This is a genomic window from Staphylococcus equorum, assembly GCF_029024965.1.
Taxonomy (GTDB): Bacteria; Bacillota; Bacilli; order Staphylococcales; family Staphylococcaceae; genus Staphylococcus; species Staphylococcus equorum.
The window spans coordinates 1,072,449-1,087,271 of record NZ_CP118982.1 but is presented as its reverse complement, the minus strand read 5'-3'; the positions used below and the strand labels follow the sequence as shown (position 1 = coordinate 1,087,271).

16 protein-coding genes and 8 tRNA genes are annotated in these 14,823 nt (G+C 31.9%); 7 read left to right on the top strand and 17 right to left on the bottom strand.

Annotated elements, in window-relative coordinates; translation table 11 throughout:
* Window positions 1-5 precede the first annotated feature (5 nt).
* Window positions 6-1,394, bottom strand: coding sequence for an o-succinylbenzoate--CoA ligase (gene menE / locus PYW44_RS05335; RefSeq protein WP_021339022.1), 1,389 nt, complete (start codon window positions 1,392-1,394; stop codon window positions 6-8).
* Between the two features lie 274 nt (window positions 1,395-1,668).
* Between menE and PYW44_RS05330 the strand changes: the two genes are divergently transcribed.
* Window positions 1,669-2,670 carry a glycosyltransferase family 2 protein gene (locus PYW44_RS05330; RefSeq protein ID WP_021339021.1) on the top strand — a complete coding sequence of 334 codons (1,002 nt, stop codon included), beginning with the start codon at window positions 1,669-1,671 and terminating at the stop codon, window positions 2,668-2,670.
* An 8-nt stretch (window positions 2,671-2,678) separates the two neighbouring features.
* Complete coding sequence (locus PYW44_RS05325) at window positions 2,679-2,951, top strand: hypothetical protein (protein ID WP_002507265.1); 273 nt, start codon at window positions 2,679-2,681, stop codon at window positions 2,949-2,951.
* Here the strand turns inward: PYW44_RS05325 and PYW44_RS05320 are convergent.
* On the bottom strand, window positions 2,948-3,073 hold the full coding sequence (locus PYW44_RS05320) for a hypothetical protein (RefSeq protein WP_002507264.1): 126 nt from the start codon (window positions 3,071-3,073) through the stop codon (window positions 2,948-2,950). The two genes, PYW44_RS05325 and PYW44_RS05320, sit on opposite strands and share 4 nt — an antisense overlap.
* Window positions 3,074-3,314: 241 nt before the next feature.
* On the opposite strand from PYW44_RS05320, the gene PYW44_RS05315 reads away from it, so the two are divergent.
* On the top strand, window positions 3,315-3,878 hold the full coding sequence (locus tag PYW44_RS05315; RefSeq protein WP_002507263.1) for a PepSY domain-containing protein: 564 nt from the start codon (window positions 3,315-3,317) through the stop codon (window positions 3,876-3,878).
* A gap of 77 nt (window positions 3,879-3,955) precedes the next feature.
* Here the strand turns inward: PYW44_RS05315 and PYW44_RS05310 are convergent, their stop codons facing one another.
* The 13 genes from PYW44_RS05310 to hemE form a co-directional block, all read right to left on the bottom strand.
* The gene (locus PYW44_RS05310) at window positions 3,956-4,396 is read right to left on the bottom strand and encodes a carboxymuconolactone decarboxylase family protein (protein WP_002507262.1); all 441 of its coding nucleotides are present in this window, start codon (window positions 4,394-4,396) and stop codon (window positions 3,956-3,958) included.
* A gap of 449 nt (window positions 4,397-4,845) precedes the next feature.
* Window positions 4,846-4,934 (bottom strand) — tRNA-Ser (locus PYW44_RS05305).
* Window positions 4,935-4,979: 45 nt separating this feature from the next.
* A tRNA-Glu gene (locus tag PYW44_RS05300) sits at window positions 4,980-5,051 on the bottom strand.
* A 3-nt stretch (window positions 5,052-5,054) separates the two neighbouring features.
* A tRNA-Asn gene (locus PYW44_RS05295) sits at window positions 5,055-5,129 on the bottom strand.
* 10 nt (window positions 5,130-5,139) lie between these two features.
* Window positions 5,140-5,213 (bottom strand) — tRNA-Gly (locus PYW44_RS05290).
* A gap of 14 nt (window positions 5,214-5,227) precedes the next feature.
* Window positions 5,228-5,303, bottom strand: a tRNA-His gene (locus PYW44_RS05285).
* Between the two features lie 18 nt (window positions 5,304-5,321).
* Window positions 5,322-5,394: transfer RNA gene (locus PYW44_RS05280), tRNA-Phe, on the bottom strand.
* Between the two features lie 10 nt (window positions 5,395-5,404).
* Window positions 5,405-5,480, bottom strand: a tRNA-Asp gene (locus tag PYW44_RS05275).
* Between the two features lie 11 nt (window positions 5,481-5,491).
* A tRNA-Met gene (locus PYW44_RS05270) sits at window positions 5,492-5,563 on the bottom strand.
* A 375-nt stretch (window positions 5,564-5,938) separates the two neighbouring features.
* A complete protein-coding gene (locus tag PYW44_RS05265; protein WP_021339020.1) occupies window positions 5,939-6,496 on the bottom strand; it encodes an RBBP9/YdeN family alpha/beta hydrolase in 558 nt (185 codons plus the stop codon).
* 191 nt (window positions 6,497-6,687) lie between these two features.
* On the bottom strand, window positions 6,688-8,082 hold the full coding sequence (gene hemY / locus PYW44_RS05260) for a protoporphyrinogen oxidase (RefSeq protein ID WP_021339019.1): 1,395 nt from the start codon (window positions 8,080-8,082) through the stop codon (window positions 6,688-6,690).
* Between the two features lie 17 nt (window positions 8,083-8,099).
* On the bottom strand, window positions 8,100-9,023 hold the full coding sequence (gene hemH, locus PYW44_RS05255) for a ferrochelatase (protein ID WP_064782817.1): 924 nt from the start codon (window positions 9,021-9,023) through the stop codon (window positions 8,100-8,102).
* A gap of 84 nt (window positions 9,024-9,107) precedes the next feature.
* A complete protein-coding gene (gene hemE / locus PYW44_RS05250; protein ID WP_021339017.1) occupies window positions 9,108-10,142 on the bottom strand; it encodes a uroporphyrinogen decarboxylase in 1,035 nt (344 codons plus the stop codon).
* Window positions 10,143-10,402: 260 nt separating this feature from the next.
* On the opposite strand from hemE, the gene PYW44_RS05245 reads away from it, so the two are divergent.
* Window positions 10,403-10,906: a signal transduction protein TRAP gene (locus tag PYW44_RS05245; protein ID WP_021339016.1), complete on the top strand. Its 504-nt coding sequence runs from the start codon at window positions 10,403-10,405 to the stop codon at window positions 10,904-10,906.
* Between the two features lie 83 nt (window positions 10,907-10,989).
* On the opposite strand, the gene ecsB is transcribed toward PYW44_RS05245, so the two are convergent.
* Both ecsB and ecsA read right to left on the bottom strand, forming a co-directional pair.
* Window positions 10,990-12,213, bottom strand: coding sequence for an ABC transporter permease EcsB (gene ecsB / locus PYW44_RS05240; RefSeq protein ID WP_021339015.1), 1,224 nt, complete (start codon window positions 12,211-12,213; stop codon window positions 10,990-10,992).
* Entirely contained in the window at window positions 12,210-12,947 is a 738-nt protein-coding gene (ecsA, locus tag PYW44_RS05235) for an ABC transporter ATP-binding protein EcsA (protein ID WP_021339014.1), read from the bottom strand. The genes ecsB and ecsA overlap by 4 nt, the downstream gene beginning before the upstream one ends.
* A 127-nt stretch (window positions 12,948-13,074) precedes the next feature.
* Here ecsA and PYW44_RS05230 point away from each other — a divergent pair, with 127 nt between their 5' ends.
* The 3 genes from PYW44_RS05230 to PYW44_RS05220 all read left to right on the top strand — a co-directional run bounded on the left by PYW44_RS05230 (window position 13,075) and on the right by PYW44_RS05220 (window position 14,777).
* The gene (locus tag PYW44_RS05230; RefSeq protein WP_002507254.1) at window positions 13,075-13,500 is read left to right on the top strand and encodes an HIT family protein; all 426 of its coding nucleotides are present in this window, start codon (window positions 13,075-13,077) and stop codon (window positions 13,498-13,500) included.
* 79 nt (window positions 13,501-13,579) lie between these two features.
* Window positions 13,580-13,951 (top strand): YtxH domain-containing protein, encoded by a 372-nt coding sequence (locus PYW44_RS05225; RefSeq protein ID WP_002507253.1) that lies wholly within the window; start codon window positions 13,580-13,582, stop codon window positions 13,949-13,951.
* 268 nt (window positions 13,952-14,219) lie between these two features.
* The gene (locus tag PYW44_RS05220; RefSeq protein WP_002507252.1) at window positions 14,220-14,777 is read left to right on the top strand and encodes a DUF3267 domain-containing protein; all 558 of its coding nucleotides are present in this window, start codon (window positions 14,220-14,222) and stop codon (window positions 14,775-14,777) included.
* Window positions 14,778-14,823 lie beyond the last annotated feature (46 nt).

Sequence of the window (14,823 nt, the reverse complement as noted above, 5' to 3'; positions counted from 1 at the left end):
CGAATTTAAAGTTTCAAACGGTTTCTCTGTAACTTTCCTGTTGATGTATAAGGTAATGATTCAACGCGTACAAATTGCTTAGGTATTTTATATTTTGCTAAATTTTGTTTGAAATGCTCTAATAATTGCGCATCAGATATTGTTATATTCGCAACGTAATATAAATATGGGACTTCCCCCCAGGTATCATCTTCTACGCCGACACACATTGCATCTTCTATGCCCAAATAATTCTTAGCAACCGACTCAATTTGATAAGGGTAGATATTTTCTCCACCACTGATTATTAAATCTTTTCTGCGATCATAAACCATGACATAACCTTCGTCATCTATTTCTGCAATATCACCAGTATTAAAATAGCCTGCTTCAAAGATGTCTTGCTTATTTTCAGGATATAGGTAACCTTGCATAACATTATCACCTTTGATTAACAATTCACCATGACCTTGTGAATTTGGGGCTTTAATTTTCACATCAACATTTGCACTCGGTTTACCTACTGTATCATAACGATGTGTTAACATCTCTGGTGAAGCAGTTAAAAACTGTGAACACGTTTCTGTCATACCGAAAGAATTATATATTGGCAGTCTATTTTGAAGTGCTTGATCAATCAGAGCACTAGAGAGTTTCGCGCCGCCAAGTAATATCTTTTGAACTTGATAAGGTTGATCAAATCCTTCATCCATTAACCATTTTAATGTTTGGGGCACGAGTGACACATGTGTAGGTAATTCTTCTTTTATAATCTTTAACATAGCTGCAGAATTAAATTTAGATGCTATACGAACTGTAAAGCCTTCAATTAATGCTCTTAACACTACACTTAATCCTGAAATATGATAGATAGGCAATACGGATAGCCATTTCGTATTCTGATCAAACCCAAGGCTTTCCTTACAACCACTTGCACTTGCATAATGATTGCTAAATGTCTGTGGCACAGCTTTTTGAGGTCCCGTTGTCCCTGATGTAAACATAATCGATGCAATACGTTCTATTGAAAATGATGTTTCATATTGATTATCATCCAAATGAGTCCATAAGTTTTCAAAATTAACTATATGAATACCTTTTAATTGTATTGGCTCTCGTGCTATCACAGTATCAACTTCAATTGATACCATTTGTGCAAGCATTTCCTTCTTAGTCAGTCTTGTATTTAACATAGCAATTTCAATACCAGCTAGCCACGCTGCATTAATTAAAATGACAGATGCTATCGAATTATCGATATATAATCCAATTCTTGGCTTATATAACTGTTTTAATTGATATGCTAATCTCGAAGCATATTGATAGGTCTTATTAAATGAAATTTGCTTTGTGCCGTCATCTATAAACACCTTTTCACCATTTAGTTCTGCTTGTTTTTTCAACCAAAATTCCACGCCTACATTCCTCCATCTCATATTATATTATAACGCTTTTATTATTATTTAACATGGTCCAAATCTTCACTTTAATGTTATGACTACGCAAAGGTTTTATAAGTTAAATTTTTAGTCACACATTCTATTTTTTAAAGTTTGTTTTATTTCAAATCGCTTTTGAATTTTCATACATCTATTTTTTTACATTTGCAGTTATATTTTTTACACTTTTCTGAACCTTATTCCATCTCCTATTTAACTTTGCTATTTTAGTTTAAAGGAGTGATTTCTTATGAAAAAGGTTAGTGTGATCATGCCTACATATAATAACGGGAATATGATTTCTCGTACTATCGATTCAATTCTAAATCAAACTATGAGTCATAAAGATTTTGAATTAATAATTATAGATGATCATTCAAATGATATTGAAACTGTTGAAACTATTAAATCATATTGGGTTAATTATAAGCATTTAATAAAATTTAAAAGATTAAATAAAAATACAGGAAGCGCAAGTGCTCCAAGAAACAAAGGCATAAGCATGAGTAATTCAGAGTACATTTTCTTCTTAGATTCTGATGATTACTTGCATGAAAGAGCGTTAGAGGATCTTTACATATATGGGAAAGAAAATAATAGTGATTTAATTATTGGTAAGTATGGTGTGGAAGGAAAAGGTAGAGGTGTTCCGAAAGCAGTGTTTGAGAATGGTAATGTGCCAAAAGCGGATATTATAGAAAACAGTTTGTTTTATGCATTATCAGTTTTAAAAATGTTTAAAAGTAATATTATACATAAAAATAAAATTCGTTTTAAAACAAATGCTAAAACTGCAGAGGATCAACTTTTCACTATAGAATTCCTTATGAATTCAAAAAATTATTCTATTAAAACTGATTATGAATACTACATTGTTGTGAATGATTTCTCGTCTAAAAATCATCTGTCTACTAAAAAAAGCACACCGAAACAATATTTTTCTACTATAAGCAATATCTATAACGCAATATATTGCAGTAAAGTATACAAAAAACGAGTACTCCGTGACAAACTTGCAGCGAAGTATACAACAAGGCTATTGAGACATGGACAGAATAAGCATTTTTCAATTAGTAAAATGAGTTACAAAGAGAAAAAAGAATGGATTAAATATTTATCAAAAACTATAAATGAAGTTCCTAGAACCGCAGATACATATGTAACACCTATATTTAATTTAAAATTGGAAGCTATACGTCAAAATAACCTATTAGCTGTGATGACTGCAGATAAAATATTAAAAGGTGGTTAAAGATATAATTGGAAAACTTTAATTATGAAAATAGACATTACTTAGCATTGAAGCAAGAAGATTTAAAACTAAACAAAGAAAAAATTGAATGGATATTCACGAATTATGAGCAAATTACATTTTCAGTTAAATGGAACAAAAATAAAACACCAATATTAATGATGAATGGGTATAAAATAGCAAGTATTAGCAATTTAAAAATCCATATAAACATTCATGATTTAAAAGGAGACTTTAATTTTAATAATACCCCTCTTCTCCGTGTATCTTGTAGATTTTAAATTTCTTTAAGGCGGTAAGATAATGAACCATATAAGTGAATAGATTCATAAAATTCTATTACTGGAATTGCTTTAACAGTCTTATTAACTGCTTGAGTGATATCATTGTTTGTGATTAACATCTCAGTTTACATTGGCAATGCTAATTGATCATATTATAAAAAACAAGACAAACATGTCCTTTCAAAATCGGAATATTGTAAATGAAAACTTATTTAATTTATCATTTTTAATTATTAATACTAAAAAATATAAATTTTATCACACTAAAATTCTCAAAAAATTATTTTTTAAAATTATAGTTTGAAAGTATTATTACTGGGTATAGATTAATGATTGAATCATTTACAAGGAGTGTTAAAAATGAAGTTAAAATTGGTGACTGCGGTAGCACTGTCAGGTATTTTGCTTACAGCATGTGGTAATGGAGATTCAGAGAGCGATACTAAATCTGAGGATTCTAGTAATAAAGATACAGATAAACAAGTCATTGCTTTAGATAAAATCAAAACAAGCCCCAAAGATGCTATTAAAAAAGCACAAGATGAGTATAGTGGACAAGACTTAAAAGGCATTACTTATGAAAAGAGTAATGGTGAATGGGCTTATAAAATAGAGCAACAAAAAAATGGTGAAGAATCAGAAGTTATCATTTCTGATAAAAACAAAGAGGTTTTAAATAAGGAAACTGAAAATGAAGATTCAGAAAATGAAAATGAAACATTTAAATATAATGATGCCATCGACTATAAAGAAGCTATTAAAAAAGGACAAGAAGAATTTGATGGCGACATCAAAGAATGGTCCCTATCTGAAGATGATGGCAAACTCGTTTACGATTTAGACCTAAAAGATGACAGCACTAAGCACGAAATCACAATCGATGCTAAAAGTGGTGATGTACTAAATAATGAACAAGACGATTAAAATTCACTAAATAATAAAGGAGGATCAATATGAAGTTATTGATCCTCCTTTATTTATGATTTCTATAAAGTTATGACTTATATGATGTGTTTGTTCCCCATAGAAATAGACAATCTATTCCACATATTGATTTGATTAATGATTAATATTAAGTCTGTGTACTCCTCTTCTGTATACAGTTTACGAACTTCGTTAAATAGTTCCTCTGAAACACCATTTACAGTAATATTCGTTACTGCTTCTGTAAGTTCAAAAGCCAGTTTCTCTTTATCAGAATATATATTTGTTTCATGCCATGCATTTAATAAATAGATTTCTTCTTCTGATACTTTCATTTTTCTAGCATCTGCAGTATGCATACCAATACAAAAAGCACAACCATTTATTTGAGAGACACGTATCTTAATCAACTCTCTTAACTTTCTATTAATAGATGTTTTCTTTAATTGTTTTTCCAAATCCATTATTAATGCCATTTCTTCTCCAGCAATTTCATAATAATCTATTCTATTTTCCAAAAATGAACCCCCATAATCATGATTATTCTAATTCAGTATAATTTCTAAGGTTAAGAATCACAATTTGTTTGTTTACACTCTTCTTGTATAACCTCATTTTGTATTACTATTTCACATATTTCAGATTGTAAAAGACTTGAATGTAACAAAAAAATAACCATCTCCGAAGAGATGGTTACGTCTGAGAGTTTGTCTGAACCCACACCCTAAGGTGTACGTTAGACCCACTCTATCTGACAACACCCTAGGGTGTCCACAACAATAATATAATAATTTCTGATAAAAGTAAATCCTTATTTAATTTAATGAAAGTTATAGTTTGACAACATATTTTTTAATATTAATTATGGGGATTACAATTTTTATAGTAGTCTATTGAAAGTAAAAACACCGAAACCCTATTATATCAGGTTTACGGTGTTTCAAAAAAGTTCAACTTATGTAAATAGCGGAGAGTGAGGGATTCGAACCCTCGAGACGCTTGTGACGTCTACACACTTTCCAGGCGTGCTCCTTCGGCCAACTCGGACAACTCTCCAATATAATATAAAAAAACAGAAGCGATATTTCACTTCTGTTTGTATGACCCCGACGGGACTCGAACCCGTGTTACCGCCGTGAAAGGGCGGTGTCTTAACCGCTTGACCACGGGGCCATATGGCTCCACAGGTAGGACTCGAACCTACGACCGATCGGTTAACAGCCGATAGCTCTACCACTGAGCTACTGTGGAATAATTTAAATGGAGCGGGTGATGGGAATCGAACCCACAACATCAGCTTGGAAGGCTGAGGTTTTCCCATTAAACTACACCCGCTTAATTAATCATTATGGGGCGGATGATGGGGATCGAACCCACGCGTGTCGGAACCACAATCCGATGTGTTAACCACTTCACCACAACCGCCAAAGCAATATTAAAAAATGGTTCAGGACAGAGTCGAACTGCCGACACATGGAGCTTCAATCCATTGCTCTACCAACTGAGCTACTGAACCATAATGATAATGGCGGTCTCGACGGGAATCGAACCCGCGATCTCCTGCGTGACAGGCAGGCGTGTTAACCGCTACACTACGAGACCTAAAATAAAAATTGCGGGAGGCGGATTTGAACCACCGACCTTCGGGTTATGAGCCCGACGAGCTACCGCTGCTCCATCCCGCGGTAATATTATTAATGACGCCTACCCAATTAATATACCATGAATCTTTACTTAATGTCAACAACTTTTTAAAAGTAATTTACATTGGCTTAATCAGGAATTAAAACTTTAATGCGATAATTGATGTTTGTACATCCCCTATCAATCAATACTTACTTAGTATATAAATTCCTAACGCTTTAGTCAATAACTTTTAAAAACTATTTTGTGTAAAAAAGGAATATAATAATAATATTTTATCTTTAGTTCCTTATTTATACAAAATTCTATTGTTTTCACGCTTAAATACTACATTTGTTGTGATGTCATTACAATAAATATTGTACATTAAAGAACAATAACTAATTAAATAATGTTCTTTAATGTTAAATACTAAATTACTTACTCATGATACCTTGCATTTTTCCGTGTAAAATTGTGAATGTGGTAAAGCCGTCATCTTCCATAAAATGGCCACCATTCTCTGTTACTTTACACACACCATTTAATGTATCCATTAATCTTTTAGTTTCTAAGTAAGATACATATTTATCATTTTTAGAACACAAACCATAGAATTGATCTACTTTATTTTTAACAATCTCATAGTCGATTGCTTTTGTTTCAGGATCAATATATGCATCTATTTCTTCCGCGTCATCCATGAAACCTGCAACACTAAACAGACCTTCTATATGATTTATATTCGTTTCTTCTATGTACTTTAATGATGCTAAAGTACCAAAACCATGTGTTATAAAATATGTTTCATATTTTTTAACAGTGATTTGGTCTTTCATTCTTTCCACCCACTGCTCAAGATTATCATTTTCTTCTACTGGTAAATCAAATAATGTTACATTATAACCTTCTAAAATAAGGTTATTAGCTAACCATTGATACCAATGGTTTGTAGCATCTCCAATTTTGGAATGTACAATTATAATATCTGTCATAAATATTCCTCCTGTACAATAGCTCATAAATCATTGTTATTTTGCTACCGTATCCGCTTCTACTACGCTATATATTAAGTATCTCACAATTGTTATAAATATTAAATTATCCAACAATTAAAAATATAAAAATAAGCCGTTATTTCGATATAACAACTTATTATATCGAAAAACGACTCTTCAAAGTTTTATTATAGTTCTGCTATTAATTCTTCTACAGCATTTTTGCCTTGTTGAATACAGTCAGGTAATCCTACTGCTTCAAATGAGGCGCCAGTAATACGTAGCCTTGGATAACTTGTTCTAATATGAGCTTGTACTTCTTTAATACGATCTATATGACCTACATGATATTGTGGCATGCTTTTAGGTAATCTATTCACGATGCTGAAATCTGGCGCACCTTTAAATGTCATCATTTGACTCAAATCTTTTTTAACAATATTTACTATTTCGTCGTCTGTGTGATCGTTCACGACCGTGTCATTAGGTTTACCTACGTATGCACGAATAAGTACTTTACCTTCTGGTGTTGTAAATGGCCATTTTTTACTTGTCCATGTACAAGCAGTGATACTCGTCTTACTTGTACGCGCAATGACAAATCCTGTACCGTCATATGTGTTTTCAATATTTTGCTCATCAAAAGCTAATACGACTGTTGCAACAGTCGTAGAATCCATAGTATTGAAATAGTCAAAGGAAGGATCATTGCCAAACCATTGCATAAATGTTTGATGTGGCGTAGTAACCAAGACACCATCATATTCTATTTTCGATTCTGCCGTAACGATTTCATAAGATTTTTGAGCAACGATAATATCTTGAATAGGCGTATTAAACTCTATTTGGACACCAAGATCTAATACATATTTAGTTAAAGCCTCTATAAATGAACTCAGGCCATGTCTGAATTGCTTGAATTGGCCTTTTGGCGCTCCTGGATATAGTTGACGTTGTTTCTGTCGCTGTACTTTTTCATATCGCATACCTTTAATTAAACTACCAAATTGTTCTTCTCTTTGCTTGAATTCTGGAAAAGTACTCATCAAACTCAAGTCATCTATATTCGTACCGTAAATGCCACCCATTAGAGGCTCTATTAAGTTTTCTAACACTTCATCTCCTAAGCGCTGGCGGAAAAATGATCCGACTGAAATATCATGTTCTATTTCTATCGATTTCTTAAATAAATCTAACCCAGCTATTAATTTACCTGTAGGAGAAATTAGTTTTGTTTTTAAAAAGGGCTTAACATCAGTTGGTACACCTAAAATTGACCCACCTGGGATGGGGAATAATTTATTTTTAGCATATATATAAGACTGCCCTGTTTGGTTTGTAATAAGGTCATTTTCTAAACCAACCTCTTTAGCAATATCTGTCATAATCTGTTTGCGTCCTAAATAAGATTCTGGCCCAAGTTCGATAGTGTATCCTTCAGTTCTATATGTTTGAATTTTACCACCAGTTCTATTAGACGCTTCATATATAGTGACATCAATATCAGGTCGTTGTTGTTTTATAAAATATGCACTTGATAAACCTGTAATACCAGCACCAATAATCGCAATACTTTTAGTCAAAACAGTTCACGCTTCCTTTAATAAACATTTTTGATTTCATCAACGATTGCTCCAATAAACAAAGGGTCCGTATTAGGCATTGACGGACGGAAATAGTTAACGCCTAATTCGTCGCAGACTACTTTACATTCATAATCATTGTCATATAACACTTCTAAATGTTCACATACAAAACCAACAGGAGTGTAAATGAAATTTTTATAGCCATGTTCATTATATAATGCTCTAGTTAAGTCTTGAACATCTGGTCCTAACCACGGTGTACCAGTGTTACCTTCAGATTGCCATCCTTCAGCTACATGGATAATATTAGAATGTTCTTCTAATAATTGTGCTGTATGATGTAATTCATTTGGATAAGGATCATTATTCTGCTCAATAAGTCCTTTCGGTAAACTATGCGCTGATACAACTAATACAGTTTCATCATGTTCTTCTTGTGGAATTTCCGCTAATGATTCATTCACTTTTTCTGTCCAATATTGAATGAATTTAGGTTGTTGATAATAGTGCTCTACATGTTTAAATGTAATGCCATATTTATCCGCTTCTTTTTGAGCCCTTGTATTATATGAACCTACTGAGAAACTAGAATAATGTGGAGCCAACACTACTGTAACAGCTTCTTCTATACCTTCTTCATGCATTGATTTAACCGCATCTTCTATAAACGGGTGTATGTGTTTCAAACCAATGTATAATTTAAATTCAACATCACTGTATGCTTCGTTTAGTGCATCACAAAGTGTTTCAGCTTGACGATTTGTTGTATTAGCTAATGGTGATAACCCACCGATATGTTTGTATCTATCTTTTAAATCTTGTAATTCTGCTTCTGTAGGTTTTTTGCCATGTCTAATATCTGTGTAGTAAGCCTCAATATCACTTTCTTGATATGGCGTGCCATATGCCATAACTAATAAGCCTATTGTTTTTGTCATTTTTAAATCATCCTTTTGTATAATAAATTTTAGATGTATATGACATAATAAATTGTTACTCTTGGTGACGTGTGTTTATGTCTACTATCTCTTCGTATAATCATGAACGAATGTCGTTATACGTTTAAGTGTCTCAGGTTTAACTTCAGGAAAGACGCCATGTCCAAGATTGAAAATGTGCTGTCCATGTTCCATTCCTTGATCTAATATTGGTTTTAATCTTTCTTCAATAACGTCCCATGGTGCTAATAACAATGATGGGTCTAAATTGCCCTGTAAGGTTCTAGTGATATGCAGATTTCCAGCTTCTTTGATAGAAAGTCTCCAATCTAAACCTAATACATCGATTGGTAATGAATTCCACTCATGTGCTAAATGACTCGCACCTACACCAAATAATATTACAGGTACATCATGCTTCGCTTTTATACCATTAATAAGTTTCTCCATCGCTGGTTTAATATAATAACGATAATCTTTTACATTTAACGCCCCAGCCCAAGAATCAAACACTTGAATTATCTCTGCTCCAGCTTCAACTTGAGCAGATGTATACGTGATGGACATATCTACTAAATGATCCATAAGTGCAAACCAAGTTTCTTCGTCACTATACATCATCGCCTTAGTAAAATTATAATTCTTTGAAGGTCCACCTTCAATCATATAACTTGCTAATGTAAATGGTGCTCCTGTAAAACCAATTAATGGCACATTTAATTTTTCTTCAGTCAATATTTTTATTGTATCTAAAACATAAGGCACATCTCGCTTAGGATCAATCTTCCCTAACTTTTCAACGTCGTGTATATTTTTTATAGGATTGTGAATTACTGGACCGATACCAGATTTTATCTCCACATCTACACCAATCGGCTGAAGTGGTGTCATAATATCTTTATACAGCACCGCTGCATCTGTATTATAATTATCAACTGGTAAATGTGTCACATAAGCACATAGCTCTGGTTGATGTGTAATTTCAAATAAAGAATACTTTTCTTTCAACTTTCTATATTCAGGCTGTGATCTACCAGCTTGACGCATAAACCATACTGGTGTGTGGTTTACCGCCTCACCATTTATCATATCTAGGATTGTATTATTTTTATTATGCACCTTGAATCCTCCTACATTATAATCATTCTTATTTATAATACCATACTGTTATATACGCCGTATTTCATTGTGTTAAAATGTCATAAAAAAGACAAACAGTCTACTTTTGTTATCTTAATCATTTGACTATTGTTTTCTTTTAGAAATCTATTATAATGTTATCAAAGACTATTGTTATATTTATTTGATAAAATAGATATATCTATAGTACAGTATAATAGTTATATGCACTTTCTTAAACAAAGCAAGGGGGAAATCTTATGAAAATTTATGCATCTTATGGTACGTTTGGTTATCTGAATCAAATCAGACTAAATAACCCTAGTCATAACTTATTACAATTTTCAGCTTCTGACTCTTCAGTAATCATAGAAGAAACAGATAATCAATCCGTTTTAAAACAACCTTTAGTTTATGAAGTTCTAAAGGCTGAGGGTGATTTAGATGAGAATAACTTTTATTCAGTAATATTTATTCCGACTTCAGAAGATCATGCATATCAATTAGAGAAAAAATTGGAAGGCTTTTCTACTGATTTCAATCAATTTGCTGGTTATAGAAGTTATCGTTTCTTAAAACCGGAACAAGGTTTAACATATAAGATTTACTTTGGCTTCGAAAGTAGAAATGCTTATGAAGATTTTAGAGCTTCATCTTTATTCAAAGACAACTTTGATAAGTTGGCATTAAGCCAGTTCTTCGGCTCAAGTCGTCAACATTCGAGTTATTTCGAAAGACATTTATTCCCGATTGATGATAATTAATATTGAAAATTACAATTTTTAAAATAAAAAGTCGTTTCTTATGCGATGGATAAACTATCTATCGCACCGAGAAACGACTTTTTTTAATCTCTTAACAATGTTTCTTGATATTTAAGTTTTTTAATGACATTTATTATTGTTAGCCAACCTACAAGGAAGAATAACAAACCAAAGTAACTATAGAGTGGAAATACAAAAGCATAAACGATAATAAATAACGCTCCTACAATTAACATTAATCTATATAAGAATTGTTCATATCCTTTTATTACTTTTGATTCAGTAACCGGCCATACTTGTGGCCACAAACCATAAGCTTGTTGTGTATAAAATTGTGCCATTTGTAATAAGATAATGTACATAAACAAGCTACCAATAATTAACATGATAATGGGTTGTTCTAACCAAAACATTAAAACAAGCGCAAGAATTACTAATCTTAAAATGATATTAAAAGCATCTTTACCGCGCACAAAACTTCTTATAAATAAATAAAGATACATATAATTTGAATTAAACCTTTTACGCTTAGGCGTAATTAGCAATGGATCTAGATAACTTCTTCTTACCGCTGTTTCTTTAAGATGTTTTACATCCGTAAACATATTAACGAATTTATAATAATTCATATGATGTTGATGTTCTGATTTAATCATTTTTTCCCAAGGATATAAATGTGTCTTATTTTGATAACGAATCAACATTGTTATGCCGATTAGGATAAAAACAGAAGTAATACTTGATAGTTGTTTCGGCTCTAATGCTAAGTAATATCCAGATGTGAAAATAATAAAGAGTAATACATAAAGAGACCAACGTTCTAATCGGTATTTATACCATTGCCATTTTAGTAATAGCCCTAATAATGGAAAAATGAGTGCTAATACAGCAAACAAAATATAAAAACCAAAAGTTTGATTATTAATCACAAAAAACAATGGGAATAACACAATTAGTATTACTACTTGTATCCCTATTCGAGAAAAGTAACTATATATTAAACTATGTTTCATATATTCCGACATGTGTTTTTCAAATGGTAATAGAAAAAGTCTATCTGCATCTTTAAGCAACGTTCTAATTGGAAACATTGATGTTAATGCTACGACGATACTAGCAACCAAAGCGTAATTAAAATGCTTTGGTATAGATTGTAGCCAATCACCATAGCCTACTAGAAAGGCACCAAACATAATTACAAGAAATACAGAGAAATGACCATTAAATATGAATTTATTATAGTATTGTTTTTCTTTGCTTATCTCTTGTTTTCTTGTACTAAATAATTGTTTCGCATTTTGGTTCATGTTTGTTGGCCACCTTGTGTGACATGGATATATATTTCATCTAGCGTTTTACCTTTTAAACCTGTTTGTGCTCTTAGTTCATCTAAGTTTCCGAATGCTACAATTTGCCCTTCGTCCATAATTAAGAATCTATCGCAGTATCTTTCTGCAGTCGCTAAAATATGTGTACTCATTAATACCGTACGACCTTCGTCTTTTTTCTCAACCATTAAATCTAACATGGATTGAATGCCTAAAGGATCTAATCCTAGAAATGGTTCATCAATAATGTATAATTCTGGATCTACAATAAAAGCACAGATAATCATCACTTTTTGCTTCATACCTTTAGAAAAATGGCTTGGAAATATATTCAATTTATCTTCTAAGCGAAATGTTTTTAATAAAGGTTGTGCCTTTTCCATTGCAGCTTCTTTGCTAATATTATAAGCCATAGCTGTCATGTAGATATGTTCTTGCAATGTTAATTCTTCATAAATAACCGGAGCCTCTGGAATATAAGATAATTTCCTTCTATAAGTTTCAACATCTTGCTTTATATTTGTATTAGAAATTGTCATTTCACCTTCCATAGGTGTCAGCAAGCCAAGCATGTGCTTAATTGTCGTACTTTTACCTGCTCCGTTTAATCCAATAAGCCCAACAATTTCACCTTGGGTTAATTCGAAATTTATATTTTTAATTACAGGTCGTTTACCATAACCGCCTGTTAAATGTTCTATTTTTACTGTCATATGGCACCTCCACAAATTATATTGTATCAAAAATCAGTCTATAGGCATAAATTTACTGCGAAAAATGACGGAAATAATATACTAATGCTATAATAGTCAGTAACAATCTTACAAGGAGTGAAGATTCATGTCAGAAACAGTCTTTAGTAAAATTATTGATGGTGACATACCTAGCCATAAAGTATACGAGGATGATTATGTTTACGCATTTTTAGACATTTCTCAAGTTACAAAAGGTCACACACTATTAGTTCCTAAAAAAGCATCAGCCAATATTTTCGAAACAGATACTGAAACGATGAAACATATTGGCGCAGCATTACCTAAAGTAGCCAATGCGATTAAAAAAGCATTTAACCCTGATGGATTAAATATTATACAGAATAATGGTGAATTTGCCGATCAATCTGTCTTCCATCTTCATTTCCACTTTTTACCAAGATATGAAAACGATGTGGATGGCTTTGGCTATAAATGGGAAACGCATGAAGAGACGATTGATGATGACCAAAAAGCTAAACTCGCACAAGAAATAGCAGCTCAATTCGACTAAATATGCTTATTTTATCTCATATGGGGTATATAAACCATATTAAAGAATGCGATATTATTTAGAAATGAGGAGAATTTTTATGAAAACAGCTCAAATATTATTAGGTCTTAGTGCTGGCGTTGCAACTGGTCTTGGCTTTGCTTTGATGAACCGCGATAAAAGAGAGTCTAACCAATTTAATGCACAAACAAAAAGACCTGCCGGCGCTGAATCAGAAGTTGATAGAGAAATTAATACCATTAAGCAAAGTATAAATGATATTACGAATTATATCTCTCAAATTAAATCTGAAAGTACAGAATTTGGCAGTACAATTGGTGATGAGGTAAAAACAATGATTGGTGATTTCAAATCTGATATCAATCCTAACATTGAAAAATTACAATCTCATATCGAGAATTTACAAAATCGTGGCGAAGAAATTAGTAAAACTTTTGAAAAAGATAAATAACTTACAGTTATTCAATTGATTTTATGCTAAACATCTATCAAGCCTAAACACAGAGCTGTAAACCTAAGCATTGTCCATAATGAGGTTTACAGCTCTTTTTATATACTGATAAAACCTTCTATAAAAGTATTCAATTGATCGCTTATTTCTTCTTTAATATACGCCCTATTTCATATTCAAAATTATCTTGACCTTTTTCCTGTTAGGATAGATAATACGAAAGTATATAAGTGCTGTTATTTATTAAGTAGAGGAGCATGATTTAGTTATGTATCTATGTACACGCCAAATTGATATTAATGCACGTTTCGGCTTACCTAGAATAGCATTTCTAAGTTTAGTCACAACGATCATTACATTCTTGATTGCCTATGAGATTTTGTATTTTTTTTCCAATACGAAATTAACAGATCAATATTTTTTAGTATTTTTAGTATTAGTGGTGATCTTATACCCTATTCATAAAGCAATTCATTTAGTATTTCTGTTTCCTTATTATAAATCTTTCAAAAAATATAAATTAGTGCGACATAAATCCGTACCTTTTTATAATACGTATGTGAACACACCTGTTAATAAATATTATTTTTGTTTTGATTTAATTACACCTGTAATCATTATTACGAGCATCTGTGCATATGCCAGCATACAATTCCCACAATTTGGTCATTACTTTATGTTTATTCTTGCATTAAATATGGGTTATTCAGTAATGGATTTTCTTTATTTAAAAATAATACTATTTTCCAATGAAGGTTCATATATAGAAGAACATCAAACAGGCATTAATATTTTAAATAAAGTTGACACTAAGTATGAACAATAAAGTGAAGTGATTTTGACATAAATCCAGTATGCTATGTTACACATGT

Coding starts and splice junctions, on each gene's coding strand:
- PYW44_RS05330 (WP_021339021.1), top strand. CDS start 1,669: ATGAAAAAGGTTAGTGTGATCATGCCTACATATAATAACGGGAATATG.
- PYW44_RS05320 (WP_002507264.1), bottom strand. CDS start 3,073: ATGTTAATCACAAACAATGATATCACTCAAGCAGTTAATAAGACTGTT.
- PYW44_RS05315 (WP_002507263.1), top strand. CDS start 3,315: ATGAAGTTAAAATTGGTGACTGCGGTAGCACTGTCAGGTATTTTGCTT.
- PYW44_RS05265 (WP_021339020.1), bottom strand. CDS start 6,496: ATGACAGATATTATAATTGTACATTCCAAAATTGGAGATGCTACAAAC.
- hemH (WP_064782817.1), bottom strand. CDS start 9,023: ATGACAAAAACAATAGGCTTATTAGTTATGGCATATGGCACGCCATAT.
- PYW44_RS05245 (WP_021339016.1), top strand. CDS start 10,403: ATGAAAATTTATGCATCTTATGGTACGTTTGGTTATCTGAATCAAATC.
- ecsB (WP_021339015.1), bottom strand. CDS start 12,213: ATGAACCAAAATGCGAAACAATTATTTAGTACAAGAAAACAAGAGATA.
- ecsA (WP_021339014.1), bottom strand. CDS start 12,947: ATGACAGTAAAAATAGAACATTTAACAGGCGGTTATGGTAAACGACCT.
- PYW44_RS05230 (WP_002507254.1), top strand. CDS start 13,075: ATGTCAGAAACAGTCTTTAGTAAAATTATTGATGGTGACATACCTAGC.
- PYW44_RS05225 (WP_002507253.1), top strand. CDS start 13,580: ATGAAAACAGCTCAAATATTATTAGGTCTTAGTGCTGGCGTTGCAACT.
- PYW44_RS05220 (WP_002507252.1), top strand. CDS start 14,220: ATGTATCTATGTACACGCCAAATTGATATTAATGCACGTTTCGGCTTA.